Genomic DNA, 22,366 nt, shown 5'->3' on the forward strand with positions numbered 1-22,366 from the left:
GCCATATTAAGAAACTGACGATAGAGAGCACTTGAAATCAGTGTTAGCGCTCTCCATATCTATGTTAAGCCCAATAACATGGGCCCCTAAAACTAGGGAAAGGGACAAGAAAATGGCTAATTACGCAAATCTGCCAGCACCAACACCAGAGGGCGGTCTAAACCGCTACATGCAGGAAATCCGCAAATTTCCGCTGTTGGAACCTGAAGAAGAATACATGCTCGCCAAACGTTGGGTTGAGGAGCAAGACACCGAAGCCGCGCATCGGATGGTCACATCTCACCTGCGCTTGGCGGCGAAAATCGCCATGGGCTATCGTGGCTATGGCTTGCCACAGGCTGAAGTGATCTCCGAGGCCAACGTCGGTCTGATGCAGGCCGTGAAACGTTTTGATCCTGAAAAAGGTTTCCGTCTGGCGACCTATGCCATGTGGTGGATTCGCGCCTCGATCCAGGAGTATATCCTGCGCTCGTGGAGCTTGGTCAAACTCGGCACCACCTCGGGCCAAAAGAAACTGTTCTTTAACCTGCGTAAGGCGAAAAACCGTATTGGTGCGTTGGAAGAGGGCGACATGCGCCCTGAAAACGTTGCCCGTATTGCGACCGATTTGGGTGTGACCGAAACCGAAGTCATCTCGATGAACCGTCGTATGTCGGGCGGCGATGCGTCCTTGAACGCGACCGTCGGGTCCGAGGGCGAAGGCACCATGCAATGGCAGGATTGGCTCGAGGATGAAGATGCCGATCAAGCTGGTGACTACGCCGAACGTGACGAGTTGGAAACACGCCGCGAGATGCTGGCCGAGGCACTGGACGTGTTGAATGACCGCGAAAAGGATATTCTGACACAGCGCCGTCTGTCCGATGAAACCATCACGCTCGAAGATCTGAGCAGCCAGTATGATGTCAGCCGCGAACGCATACGCCAAATCGAGGTGCGCGCGTTCGAAAAGCTGCAACAGCGCATGCGCGAATTGGCCCGCGAAAAAGGGATGATGGCGAACGCCTAACGCCCCATCCTTGTCGAAAACGCGCCCCCGCATAGCCCCGGCTATTGCGGGGGTTTCTCATTCCCCCTCGTCTTGTCTGCCGATCCTGCCTAAACTGCGCCAAAACAGGAGGCTGGACATGAAAACATTGAACTGGGGCATCATCGGCGCGGCAAACTTTGCCTACGAACATATGGGGCCTGCGATCCATGCCGCGCGGGGCGCACGTCTTGCGGGACTCGCCACCTCTAGCACCGAAAAAGCCGAAGGTTTCAAGACTTTCGCGCCGGATATTAAGGTTTATTCCGATTACAGCGCATTGCTGGCTGATCCAGAGATTGACGCGGTCTATATCCCGCTACCCAACCACATGCATGTCGAATGGACCCTCAAGGCACTTGAGGCAGGAAAGCATGTGCTCTGCGAAAAACCGATGACGATGCAGGCGTCGGACTTTGACCAGTTAATCGCCGCACGCGACGCGTCAGGTCTGCTCGCGGCCGAGGCGTTTATGATCGTCCACCACCCGCAAATGATCCGCGCCCGTGATATCATCGCCTCTGGCAACATCGGCCGCGTGCGCCATGTTGGCGCGACGTTCTCGTTTTACAACGGGGATATGGATAACATCCGTAACAAACCCGAGGCAGGTGGCGGCGGGTTGCCCGATATCGGCATCTATACCTTTGGCTCCGTGCGGTTTTTGACAGGGCAGGAACCTCTCTCGATCCCTTACGCGAAAATCGACTACGAAAACGGCGTTGATGTCTTTGCCCAAGTCGCCGCAGAGTTTGACGGTTTTGGCTATTCCGCAACGGTGTCGATGCGCATGTTCCCGCGCCAGGAAGTGGTCGTTCACGGCGAAAAGGGCGTCTTGCGCCTAAGCTGCCCGTTCAATCCAACCGTTCATTCACAGGCCGAGCTGCACCTAGAAACGGAAAAGAATACAATCACCACGGAACGTTTCCCCGGCACAAATCATTATATTGAACAGGTCGAAGCCTTTGGCCGCTCGGTCACGACGGGCGCTGCCTATCCGTGCCCGCTCGAATTCAGCAAAGGCACACAAGCAATGATCGATATGGCCTATGCAGCACGCTAGGCCCAGGTAACCCGAGAGGAGGCGTAAAATGGCCGGAGGTTGGGCAAAAGACGGCGCAGTAAGCGAACAGATCGAGGCGTCGATCAACGACGAGCTGGCCCGCCTCAAGGCGCGCAAGTTACCGCAGGGCGAAAGCCGCACCCACTGCGCCGAATGCGAAGAGCCGATCCCCGAAGCGCGCCGCGCGGCATTGCCCGGGGTAAAGCTATGTATCGACTGTGTGAATGAACGTGACAACCGCCCCGAAACACGCGGCGGCATCAACCGTCGCGGCAGTAAAGACAGCCAATTAAAGTAAAACGAAAAAACGGGCCTCTGAATATTCAAAGGCCCGTTCAATACTTCACGTCTTTATTTCCAAATGGTAAAAAATCCTCGCCGAAGGCATTCTTCTCTTCAGCGCAGCATCCGCCTAGTCTTCCATCGCTTCCAATTCATCGATGAAGCCTGAAATCATCGAAAGACCCTTGTCCCAGAACGCCGGATCTGATGCATCCAACCCAAATGGGGCCAGCAGCTCTTTGTGATGCTTCGATCCACCGGCTTTCAGCATATCAAAATACTTGTCCTCAAAGCCCGGCTTGCCCTCGGCATAAACCGCATAAAGCGCGTTCACCAACCCGTCGCCAAAGGCATAGGCATAGACATAGAACGGCGAATGAACGAAGTGGGGGATATAGGCCCAAAAGGTCTCATAGCCGTCCATAAACTCGAACGCCGGTCCAAGGCTCTCGGCTTGTACGGACATCCACAGGGCGTTGATATCATCGGGGGTCAGCTCCCCACCACGCCGCCCGTCGTGCAGCTTGCACTCGAAATCATAGAACGCGATCTGACGGACGACCGTGTTGATCATATCCTCGACCTTGCCCGCCAGCAGAACTTTGCGCTCGGTTTTGGTCTTGGCATTGTCGAGCATCTTGCGGAAGGTCAGCATTTCGCCAAACACCGATGCGGTTTCGGCCAAGGTCAACGGCGTGGACGACAGCATTTCACCCTGACCAGCGGCCAGAACCTGATGAACGCCATGGCCCAACTCATGCGCCAGCGTCATCACATCACGCGGTTTGCCAAGATAGTTCAGCATCACATAGGGGTGCACATTGGTCACCGTCGGGTGGGCAAAGGCACCCGGCGCTTTGCCCGGCTTTACGCCCGCATCGATCCAGCCATCGGTAAAGAACGGTTTGGCAATTTCGCCCATGCGCGGATCGAACGCGTTATAGGCATCCATCACCATGCTTTGGGCGCGGTCCCAATCCACGATTTTGGGGTCTTCCATCGGCAGCGGGGCGTTACGGTCCCAGACCTGCATCACGTCCAGACCCAACCATTTACGCTTCAGCTCGTAATAGCGGTGGCTCAGCTTGGGATAGGCGTTGACGACGGCGTTCCGCAAGGCCTCGACGACCTCGGGTTCGACATCGTTGCTCAGGTGGCGGCCGGTTTGCGGGGTCGGCATGCCGCGCCAGCGGTCGATGACCTCTTTTTCCTTGGCTTGGGTGTTGTGAACCCTTGCAAAGGTTTTGATATTGCTTTGAAATACATCGGCCAGCTCGCGCGCGGCGGCTTCGCGAATCTCCCGGCCGGGATCGGTCAGCAGGTTCAGCACCCCTTCGATGTTCAGCGGCTCGCCATCGACCTCGAATTCCAGTCCAGCAATCGTTTCATCAAACAGGCGTTCCCATGCGTCGCCGACGACACCCAGATCATGCAGGAACTTTTCCAACTCATCGCTCAGCTGGTGATCCTTCATCGCACGGATGCGGTCGAACACCGGCTTATAGCGTGCAAGATCAGCATTCTGGGCCAAGAGCTTGCTCAGATGATCATCTTCCAGACGGTTCAGTTCCAGCGTAAAAAACACCAGTGGTGTGGTGAAATTCGTGATGCTTTCCTGCATGTCGGACATGAATTTGGCCCGGCCCGCATCGGTGGTGAGTTGATAATAACGCAGGCCCGCAAAGGACATGATGCGCCCGGCGATCTGGTTGATCTTTTCGTTGCGCAGCACGCAGTCCAGAAAACCCGCGGCGTCTAAATCTGCCAGCTTACCTTCATAATCAGCGGCAAAGCTGCGGCAGGCCTCCTCCAGCCAGTCCAGATCGCGCTTTAGTTCGGGCGCGTTTTCACCGGTATACAGATCATCAAGATTCCATTCTGGCAGGTCCCCGAAAGGAGAGGTGCCAGCACCAGCATTTGCATCACGGACGGGGAAGGGGAGTTGGAACATCATATACCTCTTTTTAACGTCTAAAGTACCTAGGCGCGCCACCGCGTCAAAGCAAGCGGGGCAGGCCCGCGATTAGCCGTAAATGCGCAATAACTCTTCCAGATCGGCCAATGTGTTGGCTTCTTGCAGGGGTTTATCCTGCCGCCACCGCAGCATGCGGGGAAACCGCAAGGCGACGCCGGATTTATGGCGCGGGCTGCGCTGGATACCCTCAAACGCGATTTCAAAGACGTGATACGGGGTGACTTTGCGCACCGGGCCGAACCGTTCGAGGGTATTTTTCCGCACCCAAGCCGTGATTTGGCGGAATTCCGCGTCGGTCAGGCCGCTATAGGCCTTGGTAAACGGGACCAGATCGTTGCCATTCCAGACGGCAAAGGTGAAATCGGTGAACAGATTGGCGCGGCGGCCAGACCCTGATTGGGCATAGATCATCACCGCATCAATCGTCAGCGGGTCCAGTTTCCATTTCCACCAATCGCCCTTTTTGCGCCCAGCCAAATAGGGGCTGTCGGCACGCTTGAGCATCAGCCCTTCGGCTTGTGCCGTGCGGGCATTGGCGCGGATCGTGGCCAGATCATCCCAAGTGGTGAAATCCAGCTGTGGCGACAAGCGCACCGGGGCCTCGGGTGGCAGGGTTGCGCAGGCGTTTTCCAACAGCGCCCGCCGCGCGGCAAAGGGCGTGTCGCGCATGTCCTGACCTTGCCATTCAAGTAGATCATAGGCGTGCAGCACCACAGGGGACTCGGTTAGCAGCTTTTTCGGCACGGTTTTTCGGCCAATGCGGGATTGCAGCGTATTGAAGGATGACGGGGTTGGTTGACCGGATGGCCAGACCAGCAGTTCACCGTCCAGCACGGTGCCATCAGGCAGGTAATCCACGGCGCGCGCCAATTCGGGAAAGCGGTCAGTCATCAACTCTTCGCCGCGGGACCAGACGAAATACTGCCCATCGCGCAGGATCAACTGGCCACGGATGCCGTCCCATTTCCATTCTGCGCGCCAATCTGATGTGTCGCCTAGGGCGTGCGGCGTGCCCTCAAGCCCGTAGGCCAGATAAAACGGATAGGGCCGCGAGGCGTCGGCAGAGGCATCTTCGGCGATGACAAGCGTGTGCCATGTGGTGTCGTCTGGGTGCCAGTTCCCCATCAGCCGATGTGCCAGCTCGGCCTCGGGTTTTTGGGTGGCACGGGCCAAGGCGCGGGTCATCAGTTTTTGACTGATACCAACCCGAAAACCGCCTGTAATGAGTTTGTTAAAGATAAACCGCTCTGTCCCGCCAAGCTGATCCCATGCGGATAGAACGAAGGCTTTGCGCGCGTCTTCGTCTTGGGTATAGACCTCGCGCAGTGCGGCGATCCATTCTGAAAGGGTGCGGGTGTCTTGGCTGGTGTTTGGCGGCAGGACGAGCGCGATGGTTTCGGCCAAATCACCAACGATGGAATAGCTTTCCTCGAACAGCCACAGCGGGATATTCGCCCGCTCAGCCGCCCATTCGCGCAGTTTGCTTGTGGTGACTGCGCGCTTAGGCCGCCGACCAGAGAACAGCGCGATGGTCCACAGCCGGTCGGTATCGGGCGCGTCCTGAAAATAGGTTGAAAGGGCAGCGACCTTGACGTTCGTCTTGGTGCTTTGGTCGATGGTGTTGAACAGTTGGGCAAAGCGTTTCATTCGCTGGCATCCTTGTCCAGGCTTTCTCCTTCGAACTGCGTCGGCACCACCTGCGCGTTCCAACCGTTAATATTCAAGTATCGGCTGAAGATATCCGTATAACCATGCGTGACATATATATTTTCAGCCTCTGTTTGTTTGATCGCTGACAGCAGTCCGTCCCAATCTGCATGGTCCGATATGACAAAGCCACGATCCCCTGCGCGCCGCCGCCGGACACCACGAATGGCCATCCAGCCGCTGGCAAAGGCCGTTTCTTGCGGGCCAAATTTCTTGGCCCATGCGCTACCCAATGCCGAAGGCGGGGCCAGCACGATTGCGCCGGGGTGGTCCTTGGGTTTCAGGTCCGCATTTGCCAATATCGTATCGGGCAGGCTGATCCCTTGGTCGCGCATCACCTGATTGGTGTTTTCCGTCGCGGTATGGGTCAGGATCGGGCCAATGTCGGGGTCCAGCATGGTCAGCAACCGCTGCGCCTTGCCCAAGGCATATGCGCCGAGGAAGGCGGTTTTCCCCTCGGCCGCGCAGGCCGCCCACCAACTATTGATCTCTGCGGCCACACTTGCTTGACCGGCCCAATGGAACACCGGCAGGCCAAAGGTACTTTCAGTGATAAAGTGGTGACATTTTATGGGGTTAAATGGCTCAGATAACCCGTCATCGACTACCTTGTAGTCCCCCGATGCGACCCAGACCTCGCCGTCTACTTCGACCCGTATCTGGGCCGAGCCGGGAACATGACCGGCAGGATGAAAAGACACGTCAGCACCACCGATCCGTCGTGTTTCGCCATAGGCGATGCCTTCGGCTGTGATGTCGCCCAAACGGTGACGCATGACGGGCAGGGCAGCATGGGTGGCCAGATAGCGGCCCATGCCCCACCGCGCATGGTCGGAATGGCCATGCGTGATCAACGCGCGATCCACGGGCCGCCACGGATCGATATAGAAATCCCCTGCCGCGCAGTAGATCCCGTTTTCGGTAAAGCTGAGAACCGGTTTTTTGGTCATCCAAGACAGATAGCGGCGTCTTGCGTTTTGAACAGGGGGCAGGCGAATGAAACGATTGTTGGATTTTCAAATCTGTTACAGATCAAAGCAATAGCGTGCAAAGATCATGTAGCACATGAATTTTAATCTTTTGCATTCCCAAGGAAAAGCCGCGCAATGTCATCTATCGCGGTGTCACGCAGCGCCGGTGTTTCCATCAAAATCTCATGCTCGGCCCCTTGGACCATCTGCAACTGACCGTTTTTCCAGTTTTCCATGCGTTCCTTGATCCGCCCGATGTGGACGATCCGTTCATTCGATCCAAGAAACGTTATGCAGGGCAGACTGGGCGCGGCGCGAAGCGATAGATGTTTGGTCTCGGTCAGTGCCTCGCGCAGCCAGACATAGCTGGGACCGCCCAAAGACAGATCCGGATGCGCGATAAGCTGGTCACGCATCATATCGTACATTTCTTCGTCGGTGGTAAGCATGTTGTCGTCAAACGGCGCGTCCGCGACGTATGGATTTAGGGACGTTCCCATCGGCAGACGGTGCCCCTGGCCGATTTTAGGCATCAGATGCGACAAAACGGTGGCGATCGGGCGCAAATGCGGGGCAATCCGGATGCCCCACATGGGCGCGGTAAAGGCAGCCGCTTGAACCGACAGCCCTTCCATCACGGCGCGCAGGCCGATGCAGCCACCCATCGAATGGGCAAGCAAAAAGAACGGGCGCGGCAATTGCAGCCCGCGTGCCGCGCGCATCAGGGCGGCGACGTCTTTTTGATAGTCGGAAAATACGTCGACATATCCGATACGCCGGTCGGGCAACATGCGATCCGCCAGCCCCTGACCGCGCCAGTCAATCGTAATCACAGCCAGCCCGCGTTTGGCGAACTCGGCGGCAGTTACCCCATATTTTTCAATGTATTCGGTCCTGCCGGGGAACAAGAGGACAGTGCCCCTTGCCCCTTCGGCAGGCCAATGTGCAATCCGCACGCGCTTACCATCAGAGGTGTCGACCCAATGGGCCACGCCAGTGTCCGGCCCCGGATGGATGTCGGTAAATAGCGGTGCGGAAACCAGGTTCATTAGGCCAGTACAGATGCCAGTTTCATGGCCATACCCATGTCGCCGTCGATCTTGAGCTTGCCGCTCATGAATGCGCCGGTTGGGTTGGTGTCGCCCGAAAGGATCGCCTGAAAGGTTTCCGCGTCGGCGGACAGGGTAACGTCTGCCGGCTCGTCTGCGGCACGCGCGCCGGCGGCGTCCATCATCACGCAGCCTTCGCCTTCGATGTCGAATTTCGCTGTGCCGTCAAAATCAGCGCCTGCCAGCTTTTCATTCAATACGGTTACCGCTTCGTTCAAAATATCACTCATAGTGGGCCCTTTTTTGGCAAATGGAGCCGTCACATCTGGAAAAGTGGCGGCAGCCTGTTACATTCAACATTGTTATGGTCAATCACATCGTCAACCTCAAACATACCGTAGCGGCACTTGGTTTGTTGGTGTTGCTCGCAGGTACATGTTTTGCGCAATCCGCCCCGTCACAAGCGGATGAGTTGCTGGAAAAACTGCGCAGCGCGCCTGCCGAAGAGGCCGCACGAATCGAGCGTGACGTTCAGGCCGCATGGCTGCGGTCCGGATCGGCGACGATGGACTTGCTGCTCAAGCGGGGGAGCGAGGCCTTGCGCGCCGGAGATACGAAGCTGGCGATTGAACATTTCACCGCCCTGACCGACCACGCACCAGAGTTCGCCGAAGGCTATCATCTGCGCGCACAGGCCTATTTTCATGCTGATCTATATGGCCCAGCGATTGACGATCTAGAATCAACTTTGACGTTTAACCCGTTGCAATATGATGCGATTTTCGGGTTGGGCGCGATCTTGCAAGAGTTTGGGAACCTGCGGTCCGCCGCGCAATTGTATCGCCGGGTGTTAGAGATTAACCCTCACCATGAAAACGCGCAAAAAGCGCTGGACGGGCTTCGGCGCGACGGCATCGGGCGCACAGTTTAACACGTCGGGAATATTCTGGTGACAGGCGAAGGTAGGGTCGTGGCCGTTTTAGGCCCGACCAACACGGGCAAAACGACATATGCCATTGAACGTATGCTGGCGCATCGCACGGGGATCATCGGTTTGCCGCTGCGGCTGCTGGCACGCGAGGTTTACGACCGCATTGTCGCGCTGCGTGGCCCCTCTGTGGTGGCATTGGTCACAGGCGAGGAACGGATCGTGCCGCCGCGCACGCAATATTGGGTCTGCACCGTCGAGGCGATGCCCGAAGGCATGGGCGCGGATCTGGTTGCGGTGGATGAAATCCAGCTCTGCGCCGATCCGGAGCGGGGGCATGTCTTTACCGACCGTCTGTTGCGGTCACGTGGCCTGCACGAGACGCTGTTTATGGGATCGGACACCATGCGTGGGACGATAGCGGCATTGGTCCCCAAGGCGCAATTCATCAAACGCGAGCGGATGTCAGAATTGACCTATGTAGGTCAGAAAAAGATAAGTAGAATGCGCCCACGTAGTGCAATTGTCGGATTTTCGGTTGAGAATGTATATGCGATAGCTGAGCTGATCCGCCGTCAAAAGGGTGGTGCCGCAGTGGTTATGGGGGCGCTGAGCCCGCGCACGCGTAACGCGCAGGTGGAAATGTATCAAAACGGTGAGGTTGATTATCTGGTGGCCACGGATGCCATCGGGATGGGGCTGAACCTTGACGTAGACCACGTGGCCTTTTCAGCTTTGAGCAAATTTGACGGTCGCCGCATGCGCCCCTTGGCCCCCAACGAGCTGGCGCAAATTGCCGGGCGGGCAGGGCGCGGGTTTAAAAGCGGGACATTTGGCGTAACCGGCGATGCCCCGCCGCTAGATGATGGCGTGGCCCAAGCCATCATGGACCACAACTTTACCCCGCAAAACAAAATCAACTGGCGCAACCCGTCGCTTCAGTTCGGGTCAATTGACCGGTTGATCAAGACGCTTGAGATGTCGCCGGATAACGAGCGTCTGTTCAAAGCGCGCGAGGCCGACGACCTGCGGGCGCTGAAAACACTGGGCGAGGATGCCGAGGTTATGGCGCGCTGCACGGACGGGCCATCGGTCAAGCTGTTGTGGGATGTTTGCCGGATTCCCGACTTTCGTGGTATAAGCCACGCAGAGCACGCGAGCCTGCTTGAGGTGATCTTTAACTACCTTCATCAGCGTGGTTCTATCCCGGATGATTGGATTGCGCGACAAATTCAGCGCATAGATCGAACCGATGGCGACATTGATGCGTTGTCCAAGCGACTGGCCTTTATCCGCACATGGACCTATGTCACCCAACGCAAAGGGTGGACGGGTGACGAAAACCATTGGCGAGACGAAGCGCGTGTCGTAGAAGACAGACTGTCGGACGCGCTGCACGAGCGTTTGACCCAAAGATTTGTAGATCGGCGCACATCCGTGCTTTTGCGCCGACTAGGACAGAAGGAAGCCATGGTGGCCGAAGTAAACGAGACCGGTGAAGTAACCGTTGAAGGCGAATTTGTAGGCAAGTTGGACGGGTTCCGCTTCCGGCAAGACAAAGGCGCTGGCGTCGCGGAAGACAAAACGATCAAAACCGCGTCATTGCAGGCTTTGGCCCCGCAATTCCATTTGCGTGCAGACCGTTTTTATAATGCACCCGATACCGAGATTGATTTCACAGAGCAGGGCGGCCTGATGTGGGGCAGTGCGGCTGTGGGCAAGCTGGTTGCTGGCCCTGACGCGCTGAAACCCGGGATCGAGGTTTTCGTTGACGATGTCGCGGGCCCGGAGGTCGCGCAAAAAGTGCAGCGGCGTTTGCAGCACTTTATTGATCGCAAAGTTGCCGCACTGTTCGAGCCGCTGGTCGCCTTGTCCAAGGATGAGGCGCTTACGGGTCTTGCCCGTGGCTTTGCGTTCCGCATGGTTGAAAACCTTGGGATTATTCCACGTGCTGACATCGCTGATGACGTCAAGGCGCTGGACCAAGACGCACGCGGTGCCCTGCGCAAGCACGGCATTCGCTTTGGTCAGTTCACCATCTTCATGCAAGCGCTGCTAAAGCCCGCGCCGACGCGCCTGCGCCTGGTGCTGTGGTCGCTGTCGAAAGGCCTGCAAGAATTTCCTGAATCGCCCCCACCCGGTTTGGTGACGATTCCGGTTGATGCCGGTGCCCCAGCGGGTGCCGATACCATGTCGGGCTACCGCAACGCTGGTACGCGCGCGATCCGCATCGATATGCTTGAACGTCTGGCAGATATGCTGCGGTCCGAGGATTCTCGCGGCGGGTTCGAGGCCAAGGCTGACATGCTGTCGATCACTGGCATGACGCTTGAACAGTTCGCAGCCCTTATGGAAGGGTTGGGCTACAAGGCCGAAAAGGCAGAGCGTACCAAGGTTAAACCCGTCGATACGGTGATGCCGCATGACGATTCCCCGTTTGCTGCCGGTACCGATGAAAATGCGGACACGCCCGTTATGGACATCGCCGCTGAACAACCCGCCGGCGGCATCGTTGCTGATCCAGAACCCGCGCAACCTGCTGATATTGTGGCTGAAACCGCGGGCATGATCGACGAAGGCATCGCGCCGATGATCTCGGAAGAAGCCGAAAGCACCGAAGTGTCTGACCACATCGGCGATACGGCCAAGGGCGAAACCCCGCAGGGCACAGCGCCCGACGCATCCCTTGCTGGGGCCGAGACAGAGGTGTTCTATATCTTCACATGGGGCCGTGCCCCCCGCGCCAATCAAAACGCGCGCCGTGGTGGTGGTGATCGTCCACAAGGTAAGGGCAAACCCGCCCAACGTGGGAAAAAAGGTGGCCCGCGCGGTGATAAAGGCGGCAATAAATCGCAGAACTTTAGCGCGCGTCCACCAAAAGCTGAAAAGCCTATCGATCCTGACAATCCCTTTGCTGCGGCCCTGATGGGTCTCAAGAACAAGTAATTGTCTGAAGCGGCCACAAAGCTGCGGCTGGATAAATGGCTGTGGCATGCGCGGTTCTTTAAGACACGATCACTGGCGGCGGCACGCGTGCAAGCGGGTGCCGTCCGGGTGAACGGCAGTGTCGCGCAAAAAAGGGCAACGATCATTGTGCCCGGTGACGTTTTGACCTTTGCGATGGGCGATGACATTCGTGTGATACAAATCGACGGGATCGGCACACGTCGCGGGCCAGCCCCCGAAGCGCAGGAACTTTATACCGATCTGTCCCCACCTGCGCCCAAGTCCAAGAAAAAACCGCCTGAAAATCCAGCTTTTGAGGGAAAAGGGCGCCCCAGTAAGCGCGATAGGCGTGTGCTTGATCTTTCTCGGGCGCGCCATCTTGAATGATGTGCTGCGCTGATTTAGCAATGCGCCAAATCCGTTATAAAAGATGACCCTATGACCTATATCGTTAACGACGCCTGCATTGCGTGCAAATATACCGACTGCGTCGAGGTATGCCCCGTGGATTGTTTCTATGAGGGCGAGAACATGTTGGTCATCCATCCCGATGAATGCATCGATTGCGGCGTATGTGAACCTGAATGCCCGGCCGATGCGATCCGCCCCGATACAGAGCCGGATATGGAAAAATGGGTCGAATTTAACCGCAAGTATTCCGAACTGTGGCCGGTCATCATCACCAAGAAAGATCCGCTGCCCGAGGCAGAGGAACGCGACGGCGAAGAGGGCAAGCTTGAGAAATACTTCTCTGAGGTGCCAGGCGAGGGCGGTTAAGCGATTCGCAAGACGCGCCATTGGTGGGTGAATTTGTCAGTTAATTGATGTAAAATACCCCTACGGCGCGATAATTTGATCAAGAACTGCCTTGCCATCGCTTTCGGTAGGGCCGTTTTTGTGGTATATTCTATCCAATGAACTTACATCTTTACCATCTCTCAACCACTTCGCTGCGGTTGAAATTGTAATTCTGAAGTTATGAATCTTAGCTGTCGGCCTTTTCGGGCCGGGCAGCTTTTGTCTTTGTGAAAAGACAATCTACCCCTGCGGGTTATGTCCCGCGACCAAGGAGCCATGTTTATGAGCAAGTCGAAAAAGCTAGATTTCCGCCCCAACGAATTCGTCGTCTACCCCGCGCATGGCGTTGGGCAAATCGTATCGGTCGAAGAGCAGGAAGTCGCGGGCATCACGCTGGAACTTTTCGTGATTGCCTTTGTAAAAGACAAGATGACGTTGCGCGTGCCAACCCACAAGGCGATCGAGATCGGGATGCGCGCGCTAAGCAGCCCTGACACGATCACCCACGCGATGAAAACCCTCAAGGGTAAAGCCAAGGTAAAGCGTGCCATGTGGTCGCGCCGGGCGCAGGAATACGAGCAAAAGATCAACTCGGGCGATCTGATTGCCATTGCCGAGGTCGTGCGCGACCTGCACCGCACCGATGATCAACGCGAGCAAAGCTATTCCGAGCGTCAGCTTTATGAAGCCGCACTTGAGCGTTTAACACGCGAAGTGTCTGCCGTTGCCGGTGGCGATGAATTGGCTGCTGCCAAGCAAATTGGTGACGTGTTGGAAAGCCGCGTCGCCGCCGCCTAACCGACCCGATCAAGCATTAAATAAAGCCGCGGCAGGTTTCCCTTGCCGCGGCTTTTGCTTGTCTGGCGTCAGGCCTGTTTCTTTTCCTCTTCCTCGATCCGGTTCATGAACGCGGTCTCGAGATCCTTTTGCAGTTCTTTCGCGCGGCTGACATAGGCCTTGTTCTCGCTCGGTGGAACACCGGGCCGCCACAGTGCCGCCAGTTCACGCACCGATGCACGGTCATGGCTATAGAACATGCGCTGCGCCTCTGCGGCCTCGTAATCGGACAGACCCAGATTTTCTAGCACATAGCGCCCCGCACGCAGCGAGCTGTCGAACATCTCGCGCACGATGTCATTGGCCCCGGCCTGATACTGAAGGTACACATCCGTGCGGTCATGGGCGCGGGAGACGATATGCAAATCGGGGCATTCCTTGCGGGCATAAGCAATCAGCTGAAGCGCTGATTTGGGGTCGTCCAACGCCACCACCAGCACCTTGGCATCGCGCAATCCGGCCTTGCGCAGGATGTCGGGGCGCGTCGGATCACCCAGGAACGCCTTGAACCCAAAGCGGCGCATCACGGCGATTGTTTCGGGGTTGTGGTCCAGCACCACGGTGCGAAAGCCCGAGGCCTGAACCAAACGGTTCACGATCTGACCGAACCGGCCAACGCCTGCGATGATAACAGTGCCCTGTTCGTCAATCTCATCGGCGACGATGGGGCCGGCCTTGGTGTCAAAACGTTTGCTGATCTGATCGTATAGAATGAACAACAGCGGTGTGATCAGCATCGACAGGGCGACCACCAGCAGCAGAACCTCTGCAACGTCGTTGGGCATCACGCCGGTCGCAACCGAGAAGCTGACCAGCACAAAGCCAAACTCACCCGCCTGCGCCAGCCCCAAAGCCAGCAACCACCTGTCGCGCCCGCGCAGTTGGAACAAGCTGCCCAAGCCAAACAGAATGATCCCTTTGACGATGATCACCAGCAGGGCCATGCCCATGATAATTACCGTATCTGCATAAAGCAGCTCAAAGTTGATGCCCGCGCCGACGGTGATAAAGAACAGCCCCAGCAGCAGTCCTTTGAATGGTTCAAGGTCGGTTTCCAGTTCGTGGCGGAATTCGCTGCTGGCCAGAACCACGCCCGCCAAAAACGCGCCCAATGCGGGGGACAGGCCGACAAGCTCCATCAGAAACGAAATCCCGACGACGATCAGCAGGGCAAGTGCGGTGTACATCTCGCGCAATTTGGCGGCGTGGATAAAGCGGAACACGGGCCGGGTGAAAAACACCCCCGTGATGATGATGCCCGCGATAGCACCGATGGTCACAAGGGTAATGCCCCAGCCGGGCAACCCCTGAATGAGCGAGATCGCGGCATAGGCGACCTCGGCCCCTTGGCCCACATGTTCGCCGCCGCCATGGCCCGCAGCCGCTGCCGCGTGATCATTCCCCGCGATTGAGATAGACCCGTCGGGCAAAACCTCAGCCGCCATTTTCGTGACCAAGAGCGGCAGAAAGGCAAGGATCGGGATCACCGCGATGTCTTGTGTCAGCAGGACAGAGAACACAGACCGCCCTCCGGCGGTTTGCATCAACCCCTTTTCCGACAGGGTTTGCAGCACGATCGCGGTCGATGACAGCGACAGTGTCAGACCGATTGCAATCGCCACACCCAAGGGTTGGTCATAGGCCATCGCAATGCCCATAAGTGCGGCTGCGGAGATCAGCACCTGCAAGCCACCAAGCCCCAACAAGCGATGCCGCATGTTCCAAAGGGCGCGGGGTTCCAGCTCAAGCCCGATCAGAAACAGCATCATAACCACGCCGAATTCCGCGAAATGCTGAAGGTCTTTCGTCTCGGACCCAACAAGGCCCAAGGCAGGCCCGATCAGGATACCCGCCGCCAGATAGCCCAGCACCGACCCAAGCCCCAACCGCGAGGCAATGGGCACCGCAATAACCGCAGCGGCCAGATAGATCGTGGCTTGGAACAGGAAACCTTCCATGGGATGTCTTCTTTCATAGGGCCGGTGGTTCGCCGGCTAGGGGGCGTTAGGTGGGCAGGGGTCCGTCATGCTTTAGTTGGTCCATAACGATCTGACTATGTACTTTCGCAACAGCGCCATGGGGCAGCAATACATCATGTATCAACCGGTTAAGGCTGGACAGGTCTGTGCAATAAACCCGCAAAAGGTAATCCGCATCCCCGGTCATGGTCCAGGCGCTCACGATCTCGGGTCGGGTGGCCAAAAGCCGCGCAAAGCTGGCCGAATGGTCCGGTCCGTGGGTGCCAAGATGCACTTGGATAAAGCCTTGAACCGCCAACCCCAACCGGATCGGGTTCAGCTTGGCACGGTAACCTTCGATATATCCTTCGCTCTCAAGCCGTTGGCGTCTGCGCCCAGCCTGTGAGGGTGACAGATGCAAGCGTTCGCCCAACTCCTGCGCCGTTAGATGCGCATCCTTTTGCAGGGCTTCCAGCAGGCGGCTATCTGTTTCGTCCAATGTCATGCGGGTTTCTCGCTTGGTTTTATCTCAATATGCGGGTTTCGCGCGTATACTTCCATAACATAGGTCATTTTTGCGCAAATCCAGCGGGGTTATGCCGATAGGTTGGGCAAAATATCCCAGCTATAGGAGAATCCCCATGGGTCCGTTTCCCCACGATGCAGAAAAGTCCCAGATCACAGATGAAAATCCGGCTGGTACCGATGGCTTTGAATTCGTTGAATTCGCCAGCGAAAACCCGCAGGAATTGCGCGACCTGTTTACGCGCATGGGTTATGCCCATGTGGCCAATCACAAAAATCAGGCGGTCGAACTGTGGCAGCAGGGTGATATCACCTATGTGCTAAACGCCGACCCCAACAGCTTTGCCGCGAATTTCGTGCAAGAGCACGGCCCTTGTGCGTCATCCATGGGATGGCGCGTTGTCGATGCGCAGCACGCATTGGCGCATGCGGTGTCGAAAGGGGCCACAGAATACACCGGGCCGGGCAAGGTTCTGGATGTCCCCGCCATCGAAGGGATCGGCGGCTCGCTGATCTATTTCGTGGATCAGTATTATGACACCTCCCCCTATAACGAGGAATTCGATTGGATCGCCCAGTCGAAACCGGCCGGCGTCGGGTTCTACTACCTCGATCACCTCACCCATAATGTGTTCAAGGGGAACATGGATGTGTGGTTCAAGTTCTACGGCGATTTGTTCAACTTCCGCGAAATCCGTTTCTTCGATATCGAGGGCAAGTTTACCGGCCTGACATCGCGCGCTTTGACATCGCCCTGCGGTCGCATCCGTATCCCGATCAATCAGGATCGCGACGAAAAAGGTCAGATCGTCGCCTATCTCAAAAAATACAAAGGCGAAGGCATCCAACACATCGCCGTGGGCGCGCGTGACATCTATGACGCCACAGACAAAATCGCCGACAACGGCCTCAAGTTCATGCCCGGGCCCCCTGATACCTATTACAAACTCAGCAAGGACCGCGTGAAAGACCACCAAGAGCCGCTGGACCGGATGAAAAAGCACGGGATCCTGATCGACGGCGAAGGCGTTATCGATGGCGGCGAAACGCGCATCCTGTTGCAGATATTCTCGAAAACAGTGATCGGTCCGATCTTCTTTGAATTCATCCAACGCAAAGGCGACGACGGATTCGGAGAGGGCAATTTCAAAGCCCTGTTCGAAAGCATCGAGCAAGAGCAGATCGACAGCGGCGAGTTGACATCAGCCTGATCAAAACCATTCGGGGCCGCACCTTACCGTGTGGCCCCATTGCTTCTCTGGCTCTTAAATATCCCGGGGGAGCCGCCGTAAGGCGGCGGGGGCAGCGCCCCAAAACTGCACCACCCTTAGCCGCGCGGCATTTTTAGTACGACGTCGCGCCCGCTTCTGCGATAGCGCAGCTCGCTCTCGCCAATGGCAGACACACGGCCCCCATCCAGACGGTCGCCAACGGTCACTTTTTGGTAGCGGCCATTGGCAAGCCGAACCAGCGCGCGGCGGCTGGACGGCTGGCCATATACCCCGATCAAGTTAATTTTGCGCAGCTTAATGGCGTTTTTAACCGTGGCTTGCTTGGCGACTGAGGCCTTTGACGGCAGATCGGGCTTTACAGTGCGCGGCACCAAAGACGCAGTCGTGGCCACTTGGGTGGGTTCAGGCGTGGCGCGTTCTGCACGCTGTACAATCGCTGAAAAACCTTTTGGCCGCGTATCAGGGCGCAGCGACGTTTCAATCGCATTCGGGGTGGCATTATTAAACAAGGGGACCGTTGCTAATGTTGGCACTGAGGGTCTTGCCGACGCTGCGGCAAGGGATGCTGATGCAAGCGACGCACGGGCTGACACCGGGCCCGCGAGGGATTCGGGCGTTTCTTGGGTCGCAGCGGCAGCAGCTTGTTGAAGGGATACGGGGCGCAATACCGGGCGCAGGCTGGCCAGTTCGTTGCGTGTGAGCCCGCCGAGGTTTGAACGCTCGTTGCTTTCGATCAACCCCTCTGGCCGCACCACGGGTCTGACCCCAAGCAGGGCCTGCCGTTGCGGCGCGTCGTCTGCGCTTTCGGGTGCTTGTGCACTGCGTATCACGGATGGGGGCGGCGCAACGGGGGGGCGACCTGCAATCACTTTGACGCCATCAGCATTCAACGCCCCCTCAGGGGTTGGAATGACCAAGCCGCTGTCATCCAGCGCAAATGTGGTGCCCGAGGGCGCGGGTGACGATGGTGCGAAATCCAATTCATCCCCGCCAAAAGATGCCAGCGCGGGCAGCGCGACCGCGTCGTTCGCTGTGCTGACCGGATCGATGCTGGTCATATACAGGTCATCAAGGGATACCATCGCGGGGACGGTCGGCGTGTCGGGTGCCAGCGGCCAGATGCCGGATGTGGCATATCGCGCTTCGATTTCTTGTTGGGACAGCGCGCGCGGTTCGGGCCGCTCTGGCACACGCAGCGCGTCGAGCACTGCGCCGTCTTCGTCCGTCAGGCTGCTGTCTAACGCGGCAACGCGTTCCTCGTCAGGTTGGGGCGTGGGGGCAGGTACCAATACGGCCTGCACTGCGGGTGGTTCGATTGTCGCTTCAACCGCTGGGGCGGTGACGGCGGGATCAGCGGCTTTAAGCGGTGCCGATGCGACGGCCGTGGTGTCACGGTTGGAAAACAGGCGCGACAGGGAAATGCCGTCGTCCAAGAACACCGACGCCCAAGCGGCGACGCCGGCAAGGAAAACCAGCAAGACGGCGGTCAGCAAAAGCCCAAGGAATCGCGGCTTGCCGCCCACGTCATTGGATTTGCGCGCGCCAAAGATCGTCATCTGTTCGGCTTCAGACGCGGGCTTGCCTGGGGTGTAGGGTACGTCCTTGACGGCGGTCGCGGTCGCGGTGGCTGGCTGGCGCTTTGTCCGCCGGCTCAGGAATCGAAGCTTTTTGAGCGAAGCTGCTTCATCCGCTGCCGTGCTGAGTGACCTGCTGTCCGGTACAGGGTTGGGAAAGATATCGGCGGATATTGCCGGTTTAGCAGCGGCCCTTTCCCCTGAAACCGGCGTGTAACCGGGCGGGGCAGGCATCGCTGTTGCGCCGCGCGTGGCGGCACCCGCAGATGGCGCTGTGGTCGATGGCGCGGTGGCCGCGCGGCGGCTTGCGAATGTAGTGGGTACAGGTGCGGGTTCTTCAGATTCTTCTGCCTCTGGGGCTTCTGGAACAGAGTCCGCCACAGGTTGCTGCGTCTCGGCTGGCTCAGCCTCTAGCTCCACCTCTGCCGCCGGCTCAGCTTCCTCTGGTGTGTCCGTTGGTGAGGTCTCTGCCTCATCGCCATCTTCATCCTCGGCCTGAGGATCGGACGCCTCCGCAACAGGCTCCGGCGTTTCTTCATCCTCCACAGGTGCTACGCCCGGACCAAGGACAACGACGGCATCCTCATCCGGTTCTACGGTATCTCCGGGCTCAAGCAGGGTTTCAGCCGCCTGCGTCTGGCCAAAAAACGGCTCGCCTTGAAACACATCGCTGTCAGGCTGCGCGACAAAACTTACGGGATGGAAACGGTGCGACGTTGCAAAGGCTTCGGCCTCGGCCAAGGTTTCGCGCGCCACGGCGGCGATATGTGTCTGCGTGCCGTCACTGCTGATATCAAATGCCAGATCTTCGACGGCATAGGGGGTTGCCCCTTCCAGCGCGCGGCGCGCTTCGGACAGGCGGTCTGCGTCGGAAAGATCAGGCGTCTCAAGCGTCATAAACTTGATCTGATCGTTGGGGATCAGCACCTTTGTCCGAACCCCGCCGGGTTCCAGTGCCGCTGCCGTTTTGCGCAGCATGGCCAGTTCGGCGGGCATGTCCTCGGCGTCAAAAGGCACATTGCCAATGCTATGCCAGCCCCCGGCAGAGCGGTGCAATAGCCTGATGCCATTGACGGACAGGGACAGTGCAAAATTTGGCTTCATATCGACGCTTTTTGACCGGGCGGTTGTGAGAGAAGTTTTAGCATGTACACGCTCATTAAAACAGAGCGCCTGAACTTCACCAAGATTATAGCAGTAGTTTGCCTATGGAAAGGGCCGCGGGGCGACGGGGCTTGCGGTATAGGCATTGGACCGCCAAACATTGGCTAGGATGAACTTATCAAACCAAAGGTTGAAATAATGCGAATTTTGCAATGGGTTGCTGTGATGTGGATCGCGTTGGCCACAGGTGCTGTGGCTCAAGACGGTGCGCGGGGAATCAGTGTTACCGGTGAGGGGGTCGTATCCATGGCCCCGGACATGGCGACAATCCGGCTGGGCGTGTCGGAACGCGCGGCGACCGCATCTGACGCCATGCGTCAAACTTCGGAAAAGGTACGCGGCATTCTGGATCAGTTGGACAGCATTCAAGTGGCAGGGTTGGATCGGCAGACCAGTGGCCTGTACCTGCGGCCCGTCTATGACAATCGTCCCCGCGAGGATAACGGTCCGGCCCAAGTGGTGGCCTATGAGGCGGGCAACACGGTCAGCATCACCGTGCGAGACCTAAGCAAGCTGGGCGCGCTACTGGACGCCGTGGTGGCTGAAGGGGCGAATAACTTCAACGGGTTGGAGTTCGGGCTGCAAGACAACGCCAAGGCCTTGATCGAGGCGCGCAAAGGTGCGGTCGCTGATGCGATGGCGCGCGCCAATCAGCTTGCCGATGCGGCGGGGGTTAAGTTGGGGGATGTCCTGCAGATGTCAGAATCCAGCCAAGGATACATGCCGATGGAAATGAAGGCGTCGCAGATGCGCAGTATGGATGTGCCAATCGAGTCAGGCGAGGTCAGCGTGCGCGCGCAGGTGAATATGCAGTTTGCCATCGCGCAAGACTAGACGCGCGATAACCATCTTTGAAAATGCAAAAGCGCCCGAAAGACGATTGTCCTTCGGGCGCTTTTTATTGTCGGTATCGCTAGATCAGCTGGTCGCTTTGGCCAGCGCCTGATCCAGATCCGCGATCAAATCATTTGCATCTTCGGTACCGATGGACACACGCACAACGTTCGCGCCCGCGCCTGCGGCCTCTTGCTGTTCCGCGCTAAGCTGGCGGTGCGTGGTCGAGGCCGAGTGGATGATCAGTGACCGTGTATCGCCAAGGTTGGCGACGTGGCTAAAGATTTCCAAGGCGTTCACCAGCTTGACGCAGGCGTCATAGCCGCCCTTGACCGCGAAGGTGAACAAACCACCAGCACCCTTGGGGCAGACGGTTTTGACGCGTTCGAAATACGGAGAGGATTCGAGCCCGGCGTAGGTCACGTAATCGACGCGGTCGTCGTTCTCGAGCCATTGCGCGATCTTCATGGCGTTTTCAACGTGACGCTCCATCCGCAGGGACAGGGTTTCGGTGCCCATCAACGTGTAATGCGCGGCTTGGGGGTTCATGGTCATGCCCAGATCACGCAGGCCGATAGCAATGCCATGGAAGGTAAAGGCAAGCGGGCCAAAGGTCTCGTGGAACTTGAGGCCGTGATACGCAGGCTCTGGCTGGCTGAGCGACGGGAATTTGTCGTTTGCGGACCAGTCGAATTTGCCTGAATCGACGATACAGCCGCCGGTGACGGTGCCGTTGCCGGTCAGATATTTGGTGGTCGAATGCACCACAAGCGTCGCGCCATGTTCAATCGGGCGGCACAGATAGGGCGTGGCAGTGGTGTTATCGATGATCAGCGGAATGCCAGCGTCATCGGCCACATCGGCGATGGACCGTACGTCCATGATATAACCGCCGGGGTTTGCAATCGCCTCGCCAAAGATGGCGCGGGTGTCGTCATCAACGGCAGCCTTAACCGCGTCAACATCATCGAAATCAACAAATTTACAGGACCATCCGAAACGCTTGATGGTTTGGCTGAACTGGGTGACGGTGCCGCCGTACAGACGGGTCGAGGCGATGATGTTCTTGCCGGGGCCCATCAACGGGAACAGCGCCATGATCTGCGCCGCGTGACCGGAGGAGCAGCAAACCGCGCCAACGCCACCCTCAAGCGTGGCAATGCGTTCTTGCAGCACAGCAACGGTTGGGTTGGTCAGGCGGGAGTAGATAAAGCCGACTTCTTGCAGGTTGAACAATGCGGCGGCGTGGTCGGCGTCGCGGAACACATAGGCGGTGGTTTGGTAGATCGGCGTCTGGCGCGCGCCAGTGGCTGGATCAGGCTTGGCCCCTGCGTGAATTTGCAGCGTGTCAAAGCCGTATGTTGGGCCGTCAGTCATGGTCATCCTCCCGTGGATTGTTTGTGAAAGAGATATTGGAATGGGCATTGCGGTACAAGTGATTGTACAGCGGTGGCGAGAGGAGACGGAATTTTCAAAAAATTCCGGCCCGGAAAATT

Annotated in this window: 19 protein-coding genes; 10 read left to right on the plus strand and 9 right to left on the minus strand. The window is 57.7% G+C overall.

All coding sequences use genetic code 11. From position 1 onward, the window contains the following. The first annotated feature begins 112 nt into the window (after positions 1-112). From rpoH to AADJ11_RS09070, 3 genes are all read left to right on the plus strand, one after another. Positions 113-1,009, plus strand: coding sequence for an RNA polymerase sigma factor RpoH (gene rpoH / locus AADJ11_RS09060; protein ID WP_341234193.1), 897 nt, complete (start codon positions 113-115; stop codon positions 1,007-1,009). 118 nt (positions 1,010-1,127) lie between these two features. Further along, positions 1,128-2,090: a Gfo/Idh/MocA family oxidoreductase gene (locus AADJ11_RS09065; protein ID WP_341234194.1), complete on the plus strand. Its 963-nt coding sequence runs from the start codon at positions 1,128-1,130 to the stop codon at positions 2,088-2,090. Positions 2,091-2,118: 28 nt separating this feature from the next. Continuing rightward, a complete protein-coding gene (locus AADJ11_RS09070) occupies positions 2,119-2,388 on the plus strand; it encodes a DksA/TraR family C4-type zinc finger protein (protein WP_093915784.1) in 270 nt (89 codons plus the stop codon). A gap of 114 nt (positions 2,389-2,502) precedes the next feature. Here AADJ11_RS09070 and AADJ11_RS09075 read toward each other — a convergent pair whose 3' ends face one another. The 5 genes from AADJ11_RS09075 to AADJ11_RS09095 form a co-directional block, all read right to left on the minus strand. Next, entirely contained in the window at positions 2,503-4,323 is a 1,821-nt protein-coding gene (locus AADJ11_RS09075) for a M3 family oligoendopeptidase (RefSeq protein WP_341234195.1), read from the minus strand. A 72-nt stretch (positions 4,324-4,395) separates the two neighbouring features. Further along, complete coding sequence (locus tag AADJ11_RS09080) at positions 4,396-5,994, minus strand: ATP-dependent DNA ligase (protein WP_341234196.1); 1,599 nt, start codon at positions 5,992-5,994, stop codon at positions 4,396-4,398. Beyond that, positions 5,991-7,004 (minus strand): ligase-associated DNA damage response exonuclease, encoded by a 1,014-nt coding sequence (locus AADJ11_RS09085; RefSeq protein ID WP_341234197.1) that lies wholly within the window; start codon positions 7,002-7,004, stop codon positions 5,991-5,993. The genes AADJ11_RS09080 and AADJ11_RS09085 overlap by 4 nt, the downstream gene beginning before the upstream one ends. Before the next feature lie 122 nt (positions 7,005-7,126). Then, entirely contained in the window at positions 7,127-8,074 is a 948-nt protein-coding gene (locus AADJ11_RS09090) for an alpha/beta hydrolase (RefSeq protein ID WP_341234198.1), read from the minus strand. Beyond that, entirely contained in the window at positions 8,074-8,364 is a 291-nt protein-coding gene (locus AADJ11_RS09095; RefSeq protein WP_341234199.1) for an SCP2 sterol-binding domain-containing protein, read from the minus strand. The genes AADJ11_RS09090 and AADJ11_RS09095 overlap by 1 nt, the downstream gene beginning before the upstream one ends. 20 nt (positions 8,365-8,384) lie before the next feature. Here AADJ11_RS09095 and AADJ11_RS09100 point away from each other — a divergent pair, with 20 nt between their 5' ends. The 5 genes from AADJ11_RS09100 to AADJ11_RS09120 all read left to right on the plus strand — a co-directional run bounded on the left by AADJ11_RS09100 (position 8,385) and on the right by AADJ11_RS09120 (position 13,544). After that, positions 8,385-9,005 (plus strand): tetratricopeptide repeat protein, encoded by a 621-nt coding sequence (locus tag AADJ11_RS09100; protein ID WP_341234200.1) that lies wholly within the window; start codon positions 8,385-8,387, stop codon positions 9,003-9,005. Between the two features lie 18 nt (positions 9,006-9,023). Beyond that, positions 9,024-11,948 carry a helicase-related protein gene (locus tag AADJ11_RS09105; RefSeq protein WP_341234201.1) on the plus strand — a complete coding sequence of 975 codons (2,925 nt, stop codon included), beginning with the start codon at positions 9,024-9,026 and terminating at the stop codon, positions 11,946-11,948. Further along, entirely contained in the window at positions 11,949-12,335 is a 387-nt protein-coding gene (locus AADJ11_RS09110; protein ID WP_341234202.1) for an RNA-binding S4 domain-containing protein, read from the plus strand. 51 nt (positions 12,336-12,386) lie between these two features. Next, a complete protein-coding gene (fdxA, locus tag AADJ11_RS09115) occupies positions 12,387-12,725 on the plus strand; it encodes a ferredoxin FdxA (RefSeq protein WP_341234203.1) in 339 nt (112 codons plus the stop codon). A 303-nt stretch (positions 12,726-13,028) separates the two neighbouring features. Beyond that, positions 13,029-13,544, plus strand: a complete 516-nt coding sequence (locus tag AADJ11_RS09120; RefSeq protein ID WP_176249559.1) for a CarD family transcriptional regulator — start codon at positions 13,029-13,031, stop codon at positions 13,542-13,544. A 68-nt stretch (positions 13,545-13,612) separates the two neighbouring features. Here the strand turns inward: AADJ11_RS09120 and AADJ11_RS09125 are convergent, their stop codons facing one another. Together AADJ11_RS09125 and AADJ11_RS09130 are read right to left on the minus strand one after the other, a co-directional pair. Further along, entirely contained in the window at positions 13,613-15,541 is a 1,929-nt protein-coding gene (locus AADJ11_RS09125) for a cation:proton antiporter (RefSeq protein WP_341234204.1), read from the minus strand. Positions 15,542-15,587: 46 nt separating this feature from the next. Further along, positions 15,588-16,046, minus strand: a complete 459-nt coding sequence (locus AADJ11_RS09130) for an Lrp/AsnC family transcriptional regulator (RefSeq protein ID WP_341234205.1) — start codon at positions 16,044-16,046, stop codon at positions 15,588-15,590. A 136-nt stretch (positions 16,047-16,182) separates the two neighbouring features. Here AADJ11_RS09130 and hppD point away from each other — a divergent pair, with 136 nt between their 5' ends. After that, a complete protein-coding gene (gene hppD / locus AADJ11_RS09135; protein ID WP_341234206.1) occupies positions 16,183-17,277 on the plus strand; it encodes a 4-hydroxyphenylpyruvate dioxygenase in 1,095 nt (364 codons plus the stop codon). 116 nt (positions 17,278-17,393) lie between these two features. Here the strand turns inward: hppD and AADJ11_RS09140 are convergent, their stop codons facing one another. After that, positions 17,394-19,976 (minus strand): hypothetical protein, encoded by a 2,583-nt coding sequence (locus AADJ11_RS09140; RefSeq protein WP_341234207.1) that lies wholly within the window; start codon positions 19,974-19,976, stop codon positions 17,394-17,396. Between the two features lie 198 nt (positions 19,977-20,174). Between AADJ11_RS09140 and AADJ11_RS09145 the strand changes: the two genes are divergently transcribed. Next, complete coding sequence (locus AADJ11_RS09145) at positions 20,175-20,870, plus strand: SIMPL domain-containing protein (RefSeq protein ID WP_341234208.1); 696 nt, start codon at positions 20,175-20,177, stop codon at positions 20,868-20,870. 84 nt (positions 20,871-20,954) lie between these two features. On the opposite strand, the gene AADJ11_RS09150 is transcribed toward AADJ11_RS09145, so the two are convergent. Next, a complete protein-coding gene (locus tag AADJ11_RS09150; RefSeq protein ID WP_341234209.1) occupies positions 20,955-22,247 on the minus strand; it encodes an O-acetylhomoserine aminocarboxypropyltransferase/cysteine synthase family protein in 1,293 nt (430 codons plus the stop codon). Between the last annotated feature and the right edge of the window lie 119 nt (positions 22,248-22,366).

It is taken from the genome of uncultured Sulfitobacter sp., from assembly GCF_964021855.1.
In the GTDB taxonomy this organism is placed as follows: domain Bacteria; phylum Pseudomonadota; class Alphaproteobacteria; order Rhodobacterales; family Rhodobacteraceae; genus Sulfitobacter.

Coding starts and splice junctions, on each gene's coding strand:
- AADJ11_RS09095 (WP_341234199.1), bottom strand. CDS start 8,364: ATGAGTGATATTTTGAACGAAGCGGTAACCGTATTGAATGAAAAGCTG.
- AADJ11_RS09140 (WP_341234207.1), bottom strand. CDS start 19,976: ATGAAGCCAAATTTTGCACTGTCCCTGTCCGTCAATGGCATCAGGCTA.
- AADJ11_RS09125 (WP_341234204.1), bottom strand. CDS start 15,541: ATGGAAGGTTTCCTGTTCCAAGCCACGATCTATCTGGCCGCTGCGGTT.
- fdxA (WP_341234203.1), top strand. CDS start 12,387: ATGACCTATATCGTTAACGACGCCTGCATTGCGTGCAAATATACCGAC.
- AADJ11_RS09085 (WP_341234197.1), bottom strand. CDS start 7,004: ATGACCAAAAAACCGGTTCTCAGCTTTACCGAAAACGGGATCTACTGC.
- AADJ11_RS09130 (WP_341234205.1), bottom strand. CDS start 16,046: ATGACATTGGACGAAACAGATAGCCGCCTGCTGGAAGCCCTGCAAAAG.
- hppD (WP_341234206.1), top strand. CDS start 16,183: ATGGGTCCGTTTCCCCACGATGCAGAAAAGTCCCAGATCACAGATGAA.
- AADJ11_RS09075 (WP_341234195.1), bottom strand. CDS start 4,323: ATGTTCCAACTCCCCTTCCCCGTCCGTGATGCAAATGCTGGTGCTGGC.
- AADJ11_RS09070 (WP_093915784.1), top strand. CDS start 2,119: ATGGCCGGAGGTTGGGCAAAAGACGGCGCAGTAAGCGAACAGATCGAG.
- AADJ11_RS09120 (WP_176249559.1), top strand. CDS start 13,029: ATGAGCAAGTCGAAAAAGCTAGATTTCCGCCCCAACGAATTCGTCGTC.
- AADJ11_RS09145 (WP_341234208.1), top strand. CDS start 20,175: ATGCGAATTTTGCAATGGGTTGCTGTGATGTGGATCGCGTTGGCCACA.
- AADJ11_RS09080 (WP_341234196.1), bottom strand. CDS start 5,994: ATGAAACGCTTTGCCCAACTGTTCAACACCATCGACCAAAGCACCAAG.
- AADJ11_RS09100 (WP_341234200.1), top strand. CDS start 8,385: ATGGAGCCGTCACATCTGGAAAAGTGGCGGCAGCCTGTTACATTCAAC.
- AADJ11_RS09090 (WP_341234198.1), bottom strand. CDS start 8,074: ATGAACCTGGTTTCCGCACCGCTATTTACCGACATCCATCCGGGGCCG.
- AADJ11_RS09065 (WP_341234194.1), top strand. CDS start 1,128: ATGAAAACATTGAACTGGGGCATCATCGGCGCGGCAAACTTTGCCTAC.
- AADJ11_RS09150 (WP_341234209.1), bottom strand. CDS start 22,247: ATGACTGACGGCCCAACATACGGCTTTGACACGCTGCAAATTCACGCA.
- rpoH (WP_341234193.1), top strand. CDS start 113: ATGGCTAATTACGCAAATCTGCCAGCACCAACACCAGAGGGCGGTCTA.